This window comes from Nocardia huaxiensis, assembly GCF_013744875.1.
Lineage (GTDB): Bacteria > Actinomycetota > Actinomycetes > Mycobacteriales > Mycobacteriaceae > Nocardia > Nocardia huaxiensis.
In genome coordinates, this window is the sequence record NZ_CP059399.1 from 8,327,963 (window position 1) to 8,339,910 (window position 11,948).

Annotated in this window: 15 protein-coding genes; 3 read left to right on the plus strand and 12 right to left on the minus strand. The window is 61.6% G+C overall.

Translation table 11 applies throughout. The features are described 5' to 3' along the window. Positions 1–102 precede the first annotated feature (102 nt). The 10 genes from H0264_RS38135 to H0264_RS38180 all read right to left on the minus strand — a co-directional run bounded on the left by H0264_RS38135 (position 103) and on the right by H0264_RS38180 (position 8,690). The gene (locus H0264_RS38135) at positions 103–690 is read right to left on the minus strand and encodes a phage tail tube protein (RefSeq protein WP_181582033.1); all 588 of its coding nucleotides are present in this window, start codon (positions 688–690) and stop codon (positions 103–105) included. Between the two features lie 77 nt (positions 691–767). After that, positions 768–1,205, minus strand: a complete 438-nt coding sequence (locus H0264_RS38140; protein WP_181582034.1) for a hypothetical protein — start codon at positions 1,203–1,205, stop codon at positions 768–770. Positions 1,206–1,773: 568 nt separating this feature from the next. Continuing rightward, a complete protein-coding gene (locus H0264_RS38145) occupies positions 1,774–4,728 on the minus strand; it encodes a hypothetical protein (RefSeq protein WP_181582035.1) in 2,955 nt (984 codons plus the stop codon). Continuing rightward, positions 4,725–5,339, minus strand: coding sequence for a hypothetical protein (locus H0264_RS38150; RefSeq protein WP_181582036.1), 615 nt, complete (start codon positions 5,337–5,339; stop codon positions 4,725–4,727). The genes H0264_RS38145 and H0264_RS38150 overlap by 4 nt, the downstream gene beginning before the upstream one ends. A gap of 290 nt (positions 5,340–5,629) precedes the next feature. Next, entirely contained in the window at positions 5,630–5,926 is a 297-nt protein-coding gene (locus H0264_RS38155) for a hypothetical protein (protein ID WP_181582037.1), read from the minus strand. After that, entirely contained in the window at positions 5,927–6,136 is a 210-nt protein-coding gene (locus H0264_RS38160; protein ID WP_181582038.1) for a hypothetical protein, read from the minus strand. A gap of 366 nt (positions 6,137–6,502) precedes the next feature. After that, entirely contained in the window at positions 6,503–6,745 is a 243-nt protein-coding gene (locus H0264_RS38165; protein ID WP_181582039.1) for a hypothetical protein, read from the minus strand. 80 nt (positions 6,746–6,825) lie between these two features. Next, the gene (locus H0264_RS38170; RefSeq protein WP_181582040.1) at positions 6,826–7,557 is read right to left on the minus strand and encodes a hypothetical protein; all 732 of its coding nucleotides are present in this window, start codon (positions 7,555–7,557) and stop codon (positions 6,826–6,828) included. Continuing rightward, a complete protein-coding gene (locus tag H0264_RS38175; protein ID WP_181582041.1) occupies positions 7,557–8,297 on the minus strand; it encodes a PE-PPE domain-containing protein in 741 nt (246 codons plus the stop codon). The genes H0264_RS38170 and H0264_RS38175 overlap by 1 nt, the downstream gene beginning before the upstream one ends. Positions 8,298–8,465: 168 nt before the next feature. Then, positions 8,466–8,690: a helix-turn-helix domain-containing protein gene (locus H0264_RS38180; protein ID WP_181582042.1), complete on the minus strand. Its 225-nt coding sequence runs from the start codon at positions 8,688–8,690 to the stop codon at positions 8,466–8,468. Between the two features lie 99 nt (positions 8,691–8,789). On the opposite strand from H0264_RS38180, the gene H0264_RS38185 reads away from it, so the two are divergent. Then, a complete protein-coding gene (locus tag H0264_RS38185; protein ID WP_220139924.1) occupies positions 8,790–9,089 on the plus strand; it encodes a helix-turn-helix domain-containing protein in 300 nt (99 codons plus the stop codon). 114 nt (positions 9,090–9,203) lie between these two features. Here the strand turns inward: H0264_RS38185 and H0264_RS38190 are convergent, their stop codons facing one another. Then, positions 9,204–9,452 carry a hypothetical protein gene (locus H0264_RS38190; protein ID WP_181582044.1) on the minus strand — a complete coding sequence of 83 codons (249 nt, stop codon included), beginning with the start codon at positions 9,450–9,452 and terminating at the stop codon, positions 9,204–9,206. Positions 9,453–9,716: 264 nt separating this feature from the next. Further along, on the minus strand, positions 9,717–9,935 hold the full coding sequence (locus H0264_RS38195; protein WP_181582045.1) for a hypothetical protein: 219 nt from the start codon (positions 9,933–9,935) through the stop codon (positions 9,717–9,719). Between the two features lie 205 nt (positions 9,936–10,140). On the opposite strand from H0264_RS38195, the gene H0264_RS38200 reads away from it, so the two are divergent. Both H0264_RS38200 and H0264_RS38205 read left to right on the plus strand, forming a co-directional pair. Further along, positions 10,141–10,857: a helix-turn-helix domain-containing protein gene (locus H0264_RS38200; protein WP_181582046.1), complete on the plus strand. Its 717-nt coding sequence runs from the start codon at positions 10,141–10,143 to the stop codon at positions 10,855–10,857. Positions 10,858–10,916: 59 nt separating this feature from the next. Then, entirely contained in the window at positions 10,917–11,678 is a 762-nt protein-coding gene (locus tag H0264_RS38205; RefSeq protein ID WP_181582047.1) for a copper homeostasis protein CutC, read from the plus strand. Positions 11,679–11,948: the final 270 nt, after the last annotated feature.

Consider the following 11,948-nt stretch of genomic DNA (forward strand, 5'->3'; position numbering starts at 1 on the left):
CCGCCGATGGGGGTTTTTGAACGGCTACAGCCGTCGTTGGACAGGGCTCGACCTATTGCGGGGTCGACCCCATCGTGATGTGGCGGATAGATGCCGCCGGAATTAGACGGTCTTGACGCCGTCGTCGAGGTAGCGGTACGCCTTCACACCGAGGTCGTTCTTGAACGCCTCGACGGTGATGGTGAAGCCGGCCAGTTCGGTAGAAACGAACTTCTTCTCGGTGACCGCGGTGATCTTGGCGTTCGGCAGCACGATACGAAGCTTCTTGTCCTCGTTGACCATGTCGAACACCCAGGCACGACGCGGCAGCGGCGAACCGGTCTCCTTGACCGTGTACAGCGCACCATTGGTGGAGGTGGCAGCCGTGGTGGTGACGTTGTCCGGGCCGAAGACCTCGCTCAGCACGTCCTTGTCCCACACGGCGTACAGGGTCAGACCGAACCGCACCGAGTGCTCGGTCTGCAGCTGAGCGATGATGTCGGCATTCCAGTCCTTCACGGACTCGATCCGACGCTCACCCATCGATTCGATGCCATCCTCGGACACATAGCCGAGCGCCTTGAACGCGGGATCGATGGAACCGGCCGCAGTGGTCGGCAGGTTGGAAGCCAGCGGAGCGACCAGAACACCACCGGTAACGGCGATGTTCGGGGTGCCGGCGCCAATGAACTTGCTGGAAGGCAGAGCCATTTTCATATCTCCCTTGGGAATGTTGCGCAGGCCCTAGGGATGTGTATTCAGTTGTTACTCCCGCGTTTTCGGGGGAGTCACGCGAGGACTTTTCCTCGCACGATCAAGTCGGTGACAATCGTGTACCGCGGAGCGGCAGTCACCGGGTCGGTATCGTTCTCTTCGCCGGCATCCTCGACGTGATCGCACCAGACGGTGCCGATGTAGCCGGGGGCGGCTGCGTTCACGATGGCGCGGACGAGCGCTGCCAGACCGGCCGCGTTACCGGCGTCGTCAGTACATTCAAAGACAACCCGAGGTCGATCGAGAATCAACTGCGAGCCCCGTCGGCCCTCGCGATCCTCGACATCAATCCGAGCCTTCCGGTCGTTTCTAGATACCCGAACCATCCGTTTCGGCCGGACGTCAGGGATTCTGGTAACAACCTGGGCCGTGTCAGACGATGCCGACATCTGAACGACGAGGAAGTCGACCAGAGATTTCTCTATATCAGAGAACTCGATTTTCTCAAGCATATCGGGAACCACCTATTCTTCTCAGTAATAATTCCCTTGACTATTAGATTCATATTGTCGCAAGTAGACCGAGTAGCGTCGAATTAGCAATACTATTATCGAGCGCGATCCTTTCTGACCAGGACGCCCGTAACCGAACTGGCATAGTTCTCGCGATGCGTCCGCGGGAGCGGCACCTCGACCAGCTTGCCATCAAAGATCATCCACAGCCCGAAGCAGTCGTCATTCTCGTCATGTATCAGAACCTGGACAGACTCCGGATTCGGCCATGGCAGCGACTCAAGATGGGACAGCAATCCACTCCAATTGTTTCTGTAGAACTGAATGATCCACATATAACACTCATCTGAACCAAATTCAAATCCCGCTCCAGAAAAGATCGAATCATCGATGGGAATGAAGGACTGATTCCAGGGCCGAGAGTCATCCGACGCCGAAAGAGGGGCCATTACATCTTCAGCCTGCCTGGCCAATACTATAACTTCGGCAAATCTGCTCATTGAATCCGACTCCCGTCGATTGTTTCTAGAAAGATATTCATACGAGTCGATTGTATCAGGACTTCGAATCAACGCCCTGACTTATCGAAACCCGAAGGCGGATGGATCACACGAACATTCGGATTATTCGCATAGTTCGCGAATACCATCTGAGCCTGCGCTTCCGAGGCAGCCACAAAGACCACTTCTTGAGTCTGATATTTTCTATTGAAGGCCAATTTGTTATCAATAGTATTGAATATGTCACCCAGAGGCCCGAACACTGGAGATCCCGTTGCATCGACAGATCGCACCTCTACTATCTTGCCGTCCTTCCAAGTCACTCGGATCATATCCGCAGTGGTTCCCGTAACGGTATCTGCAATCACCGCCTTCGGAACATCACCCCTGATCGGGTTCACCGTGTCGATTATCGGATCCGCCTGAAAGTAATAGCGACTCCCCGAGCCACCACCGCCGTGATAGTACCTACCAGCCTGCCTGAGCTGATTATTCAAATGGCTGAAAGCTGCTTCGGCATCGGGATTATCGCCCCTTGCTCCAATCTTGTGCGGTACTCCATTCGCGTCTACAAAGAACTTTTCACCGCCACTACTGTGCTCTTTCAGCGGCCGCTTAAGGCGCGGGTCGGCGACATCGATCCTGGGAACCGGCTTTCCCTTGGGCGTCGTATAGATAGGATACGCAGTTGCGTTTGGAGGGTTCGACGCAGGTCCACCGCCAGGTCTCCTGCTTGAAAAATTGGCCGGCCGACGGATCCAGTTAATGATTCCGCCTGAACCATCACCAGACGCTCGCGGCCCTGCCTGCTCTGGGAGAAGCAGCTTGCCGTCGAGCCAGTTTTTGTTACTGCGACCCAGCAGCATGTCGACAAAGCCTTCGGCCAGGGCCGGCTGTACCCCGCCTGACGGCCCTGGCCGATCTCGGAAGACTTCCTTTACGGCGACCTTTACCGAACTGGTCATTGACGCTGTAGTTTTGCCCAGTGCAGCTCCGCCTGCCTGCACAGTTCGCACTGCGGTTTGCACCATCCGGGCAGCGGCGGCTGTCGCGGCGTTCGAAGCGACAATCCCCGAACCCGCAATACCTCCTCCGATATCAAGCGACGTGCCAAGCCTTGGCGGAGCGCTTCGCCCTTTAGGACCGACAAACATGAGAGCGACCATGGTGGCGGTGGCAGTTGCCGATCCCCAGGGGTCCTTCTTCCATACTTCTCGCGACCTTCCGGTCACGTCCTGAAGCAATTCGCCGGCACGACCAGGCGGCTGGTAGGTCGTACCAATGCTTCCATTGGGCATTACCCGCATGGAGCTGAGGCCGGCCATCGCGTCCGTCATTTGTCCCGCCGTATATTTGACTAGTCCGACAACGGGCATGATGGTGCCCATCGCGATTGCGACAACCTCCGATTCACGATCCGGTGGCTGGTAGGTGGTCATCACTCCCGTGTCTGTGACTCGAATTGATGAAATTGCCCGCATGGAATCGTGAACTTTTCGGACCGGATACGAAATGAGTGTCCACCCAGCCTTTGCGAGACCTTCAACTACACTGGCCGGACCTAGAACCGCTTTCTCCCAGTTCGAAAGTCCGTCAGGGCGCTCGGTTCGCTCTATCTCTTTGCCATTCGGGTCCAATTTGATGACCGTGAAGTTGGCGAGGAGGCGGCTGGTGTATCCATCAAGGGTGGTCGTATCTCGATACCAGTCTTCGGACTTTCCCGATTTTGGCGTGAATTCGTGGGTAGTTACGCCTTGGTGGTTGATGCGGTACGCATGAACACCATCAGAATTCTTCTCGATTCGCTGCATCGTGAACTGGTGGTTGCTGTCCGAAAAGACGCTCCACTGCCGGTTCTTGTCGTCTATGAACCACCCATCGCCAGCAGAATCCACCTGCATCGCAAGGCGAGAATTGACACCGCCCTGACCATTAGGCGAAACAAGAGTAAGGCTTCTATTCCCGAGCAGATCGGTATGAACGTTGTTGTACAGGCCAAATTCGTTCCGGAGTCCTCGGGTGGCGCCGACAAGAACACCGTTCGAATCGTATGAATTTCCGTATGGCTCGGACCAATCCGAAGTCGCGCCGGATATGCGGTCCGGCGCACCTGACGTTGAACTACCCGGCTGGAAAGATTGAATGTATGCTTCCGCTTCGGCAGTTTCCTTATCCAGGTAGGAAGCCTTTCCGGTCGAATCGTTGTTCCACCGCTGGTAACCACCTCGGCCGTTCGCGACCACACGCGAGAAGGTGATCGTGCCATCTGCGTTGTAGATGACTTGATCGACAGTGTTCGTGCCATTCCCGATTGGGATTGTGTTCACCCTCCGGATCCCGTTGGGCAAGATCTCTTCCCAGGTATCGCCCTCCACATGGCTGCCGATAACCGGCAGACCGAAGATGTGCTCATCAGCGCCGGCGGGCTGGGTGACAACCGCCGCAGGAGTTACTGGCTGCGATTGGTTCGCGCCATGTGAGGCCGCCTCTTGCTGGCCGGACTGAGGAACCTGCTGTTGCGAATTCGGTGCCTGTTGCTGCGCCGGCTGTTGTGGGACTACAGCGGGTTGCTGTGGCACCGGATTCGGATCTGTGCTCGGCTTCTCCGGCTTAGGCCAAAGATCCTCGGGTCCACCGATATTCGGTCGAGGCTGGTTGGGATTGAGTCCGGGGAAGAGTATTCCCATCTCGGGCGAGATATCGGGCTTCGTGGGTGACGTTCCTCCCGGACCGCCGGGATCGGCAGGTGATTGCAGAGCTGGCCCGGGGAGACCGATCGGCGATGCCTTCGCTGGAGCGGCGAGTGAATCCAGTGTCAGGGTCTCGGCGTTCCGGATGCGTGTCAGGAGCTGGACGGCGGCGGCACCGTCCTTGACGTCGTGGTTGTAGACATTGCCGCTGCCGCCTGTTGCACGGGCTTTGATCGGCTGTGCGATTCCGCTGCCTGTCAAGCGATTCCACGCGGCGGAGCTCACCCAGGAGGGTGTGCCATCCGTCCCGGTCGAAGTGATCGCCATGATCACTCCTCACGGGAGCGCCGGGCTTGTTCGATGCGGTGGCGCAGCTCGTCGACGATGCCGGCGTAGGCGTCGGTTTTGGTGGGGGCTTCGAAGGCGAGGCCGCGGGGGTGGGTGGCGGACCAGAGGCCTTCGTCGGTTTGTTTGACCTGGATTTCTTCGAGGTTGTAGAAGTCTTCGGGGTCTGGGGCGGGCCAGTTGCCTTCGGCGTCTTTGGTGATGTGGATGCCGGTGTCGAAGACGCCGGGCTGGCCGCCGGGGGTGGCGGACCAGCGGATTTCTTCGAGTTCGGGGTGGACTCTGACGCCGCGCTTTACGAGGTATTCGGCTACTCGGGTGGCTTGTTTGATGCTGGTTACGGTGGGGTCGGCCAGTTTTCGGCCTACCTCGCTTCGCCATTCCGGGAGGTGGATTACCGAGAGTTCTTCGGCGAGGGCTCGGACTTCGGGGTCGAGCTGTTCGGGCTCGCGGGGTTCTGCGAGCTTGCCGGAGAGGGACTGTTGGATGAGGGCCAGGAATTCGGGGGTAACCAGTTGGCCCGTATCGGTTTTAACGTAGTCCGAAGGGGGCTGGTGGTTGCCGAAGCGGATGGATTCGACGATTTCCTTTTCGGGCATCGGGTATCAGGGCCTTCCGGACGTGGGCATGGGGAGATCCCGATGCCCTGGGGAGGCTCGGGATTCGGGGAGGTGGGTGGGTCCCGCCCCCGGGCGAGGGGGGCGTCGGGGGCGGGACCCGTTGCGCCCCTTGCGCTTCGACCGGTGTCTGCGACCGCGGTTCCACCTGCGGGAGAGACGGGAGCGGAAGGGGCGGGCATGCGGCGAGCTCTGAACCCGCGTTCAAACCTGTGGAGGTGTTCCGGGGGCGTGCCGCATGGGCTGGGATGACGGCGAAAAGTGTTGGGCCGTCAGATTTCTTCTTCGAGGGTGGTGGGGATGGTGTACTTCGCCTGGGGTGGTTCCTGGCCGGGGACGTGCAGCCTGAGGAAGGCGAGCAATTCGTCAATGTGACGTTGCAGGGCGCGGATCAGGCGGATGGCGTCGCGGAAGCGGCGTTGGTCGCTGGCGGCTTGATCTTCAAGGGCCGCAACGCGTTCACGCAGTTTGGCTACCTCGCGGGCCTGCCAGGCGGTGACTGCGCCGATCACTGTGGCGACTGCTACGCCGAGTGCTTGCACCAGGTCGGGGTTCAGCCATGACTGCATTCAGGCTTCACCGTCCGGGCTGGCCAGCGGGGTGACGGCCGGTCTGATGAGGGCGCCGGCCAGCACGGGGGTGAGCAGGCCGTAGAGGGTAAGTGCGGCTTCTACCCAGTCGGTGTTCACTTGGCGGCCGAGGAGGTAGGCGGCTACGCCGGTGATGGCGACCAGGACCGAACGCACCAGGGCGGGTTCGGGAACCTTGTTGATTCGCATGATGTTTCCTTCCGGCGGAATCACGGTCCCCTGTTGCGGCTATCGAAAGCGGGGGACTTGGGTGGACTACGCGATGATCGCGACAAGGGCGGCCAGTACCTGGGTGGTGAGACTGGCGATTGTGATCCACTGATCCGCGGTGAGACCGAAAATCATTAGTATTTCTCCTCATTCGAGAATTGGGATGTCCGCTAACGACAGAACCCCCGGTCCCGGATAGGGATCGAGGGTTCTGGGCACGTGTGGAGGACTGCGAGTTGTGAAACTCGTTGTCTGAGAGTTGATTTCCCGGCGAGTTCGGGATGAAGGCGCAACTGTGGCGCTGCAACCATCTTGGCTTAAGCCGATCAAGGTTGTCAACACCCACTATGAGGATTCATGAAAGTTGCTGGTAGATGGGTCTTTCCGGGTCGGGAATCGACGCGACGAATCGGGAACGATACGGCCGGCGGCGATCAGTGCTGCGAAGGCGGCCAGCTTGCGGGAGCAGCTGTCGGTGGTGCATTTGCGGTGGAGTCGCATGATTTCGTGTGCCAGTTCAGGCGTCAGAGCGGTAGTCGGTGCGGAATGGCTTGTCATATCGATCAATTGCGGCAGGGTGAAGTCCATCGGGAGCTCCTGTAACGACGAAGGCGGCCCGACCGCAGCATCTGCAGTCGGGCCGCCTGGTTCAGTTGGTGGCTGCGTGGTCAGCCGGCCAGTCGCGCTTCGGCGCGGACGTGCCGGTGCGCACCTTGCGGCGCGGAGGAAGAGGTTCTCCGGCGGGCCGGGTAGCGCAGGTGGGCATCGAGAACGGGGCCGACCTCGAACAACTCGGGCCAGTCGGGGGCCCAGGGGCCTGGGACGGGGGCGATTTTTCCCGACTCCTTCAGGGTTCGAACTCGGCGGGCTGTGAGGTTTCGGAAGGGTACGCCCAATTGCTTTGCGAGGGTGGCGATTCCGTTTGCGTTGAGGCGGGCCACGCGGGCTGCTTCGATGGCGGCGTCGTTGATTACGGGCTTGTTGGAGGGTGGGCAGACGACGCGTTCTGCGGCTTCTACTGCTGCGCGAATCTCGTCCGGGGCGGATTCGGCGCCTTCGGTCATGGCCAGGGCGATGAGGTTTCGGTTGAGCCAGCGGGCCAGGTCGGGGGTTGAGGTGGGGCCCGAATAGGTGAGGGCGCGCTGTTCGCAGATGAGGCGGACCCAGGAGACGATTATCGCGTGTAGGTGGTCGCGGACCTGGGCGGCGACTGTGCTGTACGGGAGGGGCTGGTCGCCGGAGCGGGACTTGAGGCGGTAGTTGGGGTCGCCCAGGCGGGCTCGGCCGGTGAATGCGTCTTCGAGATCTGCTGTGAGGCTGGGGATTTCACTCAGTAGGCGGGAGAGGTCGCGGAGTTCTTCGGGGGTCAGGTAGAGGTGGTCCGGGGTGTAGTGGGGCATCAGGCGACCTCTCGGTTGATGGTTTCGGCGAGGCGGGTGGTGTGGCCTAGGCGGACGTAGTCGGTGGTGTGGCGGCCGTCGAACAGGTAGCCGCGGGCCCAGGCGAGGACGCCTGCCCAGGTGGTCCAGTTCTTGGGGGACCACCAGCGTTGGAAGCGCTGGTTGAGGGCGACGTCTATGAGGCTTTGGCCCCAGCGGGTCATGGCGGACGGGCTGGACATGGAGTAGTAGGCCGAGAGGTCGGCGATCAGGCGGAGGGCGTTGCCTGGCGGGAGGGAGGTGATCGGATCGCCTTCTGCGGCAGCCCAATACGTGGGGATGTAGGGGATCCAGCGCTGGCCGGCGATGCCGTAGCCGCCGGGGTCCTGGTCGATGCACTGGCCGGCGGGGCGCAGGGGGTCGGCGATGAGGGCGCAGGCGATGACGTCCAGGTGCGGGAACAGGCCCTTGCCGATGTCGGCGGCCACGTCGCCGGCGATGGTGGCGCCCTGTGAATAACCCGCCAGGACAACGCGATTGGGGGTTGATTCGATGGCTTCGACCAAAGCTTTGCGGCCTGCGGCGAGGCTTTCGGCGTAGGAGACGTGGGTGCCGTAGTCGGCTGGGTAGGGGACCATGCGCGGGGCGAAGCGGGCGGGGTCGAGTGCTGCCGCGAAGGTGGCGGTTACGCCCTCGCCGTGGGGGTTCCAGGTGCCGCCGACGATCAGGACGTCGATGATTTCGGGGTGGGATTCGGTCATGGTTCGACCCCTTTCGGGCACGGTAAAGAGACGCAAAATTTGGGTTGCTGAAGGATCGCTGCGCGAGATCATTTGCGCGGCAACGCGTTAGTGATTCATCTCACATGAGGTTTGAAACGGGGGCATCTTCGCCGCCGCGGCGCGGCTTCGGATGGGTCGAGTGGGCGCTCATGAGGCACCGCCCGGATGCGGAAGGAGCGCATCGACAGGGCAGTCGAGAGCGCGGGCGACGGTCACGAGTTCGGCGATCGTGAACGAGCTACGCCCGGCCAGTCGCCGTCGCAGCGCGGCATCCGGCATGCCGGTGCGTTCCACCAGGTCGGCTACGTCGACCCCCGCCCCGGACATGACTCGCTGCACGCATTCCGCAACATCCGAGTCAATCTGTTCCATACGGCACACCATATGGTCCGTTTGGACCTCTTGCAACCCCGAACGGAACATTAGGGTGACCTTCGTAGGGGTACTTGGGACCTGCGGGAGGTTTTCGGCGTGTCGTTGCCGGAAATCCGTTCGGACCTCAGAATGGTCCGTATGGGCATGAACGAGATGGCCTCGGAGGTCAACCGTGCGGTGGGGGCCGAGCTTTTGGCTGCACGGGCGCGCCGCAGGCTGACGCGTCGGGAGCTGGCCGACCTGACCGGTCTGGCGGTGAGCACTATCCAGCGCTTCGAGAACGGGGAACGGTCACCGGATATGAATCAGCTGTACGCGCTGTGTGAGGCGCTCGAGGTTCCGATGCGCGAATTCGTCGCAATGGCAATGCAGGACCTCGAGCGGCCGGAGAACTAGCAAACGTCGCTACGAACCTGAAAGCGCCTGGGCCGAGTACGGCTCAGGCGTGTTCGTGTGCGACCACAAAGGGGTTGGGGCCCGCGAGCCCGACCATCTCGCGGATGACCACCCTCAAGCGCAGCGCGGATCCGGCGCCTTGTCGACGGTGACAGGAAGACCGCGCACCGCGTCGGCGTAATCGACCACCGCCTGCACCGAATCGACGCCCATTGCCCAGGACGTCAGGATGACGTCACATAATGTCGCACCGCCCTGCATCACTCGCGCTGCGACTTCGTCACCGATGACCGAACCCAATGCCGCTGTGGCGCTCAAACCCTGCGCCGTCACCAACTCTGTAATAGAGCCGATTTGGTCCACGAGAACCTTCCCTTGCCTCATTGCTCTGCCGAGCCCGCCCCAGGCGCAGAACCCTGTCTGCGTACCAGAATCAGGGCTAGTTATATCCCATGGCGGCGACTTGTCGGCCCCCAAAGACAGTCCCCCACAGCGGTATTCGGCACAACGTTCGAGTAGCGGGGAAGTTGGTCAAGTAACCGAGAATTCGCGGTATCGAATTGCTTGGCGCAGAACGCACATCGAGCCATTCGATGCAGGATACACAGCGGCCCTGGGCAACTCGGCTCAACTGTCACACCCATCCGAATCGGGGAGCAGACCGAGCACATCGCAGCGCAATGCCGCCGCGATCAGCACCAACTCCACCACCGTGAACGACCCCGATGCCGCCAATCGATCGGCGAGCACCCCCTCGAGAATTCCGGCCATCCCCGCCAACTCCGCGACCCCCACCCCCGCATCGACCATCGCCCGCCGCACACGATTGCCGACGCACTCATCCATCCAGCCCACAAGACCGCCTTCCACCCCGGGCATCCCAGTGTCGCGACTCTCCGACACGCAGGTCACAGCACCGAAGCAGTCACGATTCGAACATGTGTTCTATTATCCAAGAGCGAGAGATGACAGTTCAACGATCGGCGCCCACACAATCCGTGGGCGAACGTGAACAGAGCAGATAACGATGTAAATCGGAAGGTGAGATCCGTTGGTCAACAACAGGTTCGGCGAATACCTGCGGCAACGGCGGCGGGATGCCGGTCTCACCCGGAAACAACTCGCCGAACAGGCCAATGTCTCGGCCTCACTCATCGAGAAGATCGAACTCGGCACCCGGTCCACCACCGCGCACACCATGCTGGCACTACTCGACCGGCTCGATGTGCCGCCGCTGTATCGAAGACACATTCTCGGCACCACGCTGCCCAGCGTCTACGACGCGGCCGAACACGCGAAACCGAGTTCCGCGGATCTCGCCGATCTCGCCAGCCTGCCGCACCCGGCCGGCTTCTATCGAATGCCGACATACGGCATCGTCGCGGTCAATGCCGCCTATCGGCGCGCATTCCCCGGCGCGGAAGCGGGTGTGAACTTCGTCGAATGGATGTTCCTCGACCCCAATGCCCGCACCGTCTTCGTCGAATGGCGGTCCGAAGCCCATCGGATTGTGCGCAGTCTGCGCCTGCTCACCCTCACCAGCACATTCGATGACGATCTCGCACGCATCATCGAGAACTGCAGTGGCGCAATGGAATGGAACGAAATATGGAATGACATCCTGCAGCCCGAACCCGCGCGCGAGGAATACCTCGACCTCCGTGATACGTCGACCGCGCTGGTCCGGCGAATGGGAATCCGGCTCTACAACCCGGAATTCCCGAGCCGCCCGTGGTGGCTGTTGCGACTCGTGCCGCTGCAGGAGTGACCACGAGTCCGCTAATACCGGGCAATCATCCGGAGCGGTTTTCGCCCATACTGCAAGGTATGACGGATGCGCGGGCAGTGCGGGTGGAGATCGCAGTCGAGTCGGCGGAGGGGGTGCGGATCGCGGCCGCCGCGGGGGCGACGCGGGTGGAATTGGGGTCGGGGCTGTCGGTGGGTGGGCTCACCCCGGGCGCCGGCCTGATCGAGGCGGCGCTCGAGGGCGCGGCGGATACCCAGGTGCATGTGCTGATCCGGCCGCGACCCGGGGACTTCCGGTATTCGGAGGACGAGGTCGCCGTCATGCGGCGGGATATCGCGCGGGCGCGGGCGCTCGGGGCGCACGGGGTCGTGGCCGGGGTGCTCGATGCGGAGGGGAATGTGGATCGGGACGCGAACGCGGCATTGATCGAGGCGGCGGACGGCATGGAGGTGACATTTCATCGGGCGTTCGATGTGTGCACGGACCCGTTCGCGGGATTCGACCGTGTGCGGGAACTGGGATTCACGCGATTGCTGACCTCGGGACGGCAGGTGTCGGTACTGGACGGGGCGGGGCTGATCGGGCAGCTGGTGAATCTGGCGGACGGGCGGATCCAGGTGATGGCGTGCGGCGGGCTGCGGGCCGACAATGCGCGGCGGGTGCTGGAACTGACCGGCGTGCGGGATCTACATGCGGCGGTGCGGCTTCCGGTGCCGGGGCTGCCGGAGACCGAGTCGGAGGTGTCCTTCGCGGAGGTGGGCGCGCCCAGCGGGTTCGATCACTTCGAAACCGATGCGGCGGGGGTCGGCGCCCTGTGCGAGACCGTGCGGAATTGCCTGTGAGCAACCGTGACTCGAATGGGCGGCGGCGCACCTGCGCCGCCGCCCATGCTGTTTCCCCAGGTACTCACCGGTCAGGTTTGCTGGAAGCAAGATCGAGTTTGCTACGGACACCGCATACTTCGTAAAGCGAGATAGGACGCTTGACCAAAGCGTTGCTGGGGCATATCTTTTGGAGCACGATTTTGCTTCAAAGTGGTCCGGATCACATCTCAGATCCGTCACGGGACAGCATGCCGGCCCCCGCTGCCCCACTCTCGCAAGGAGATTCAG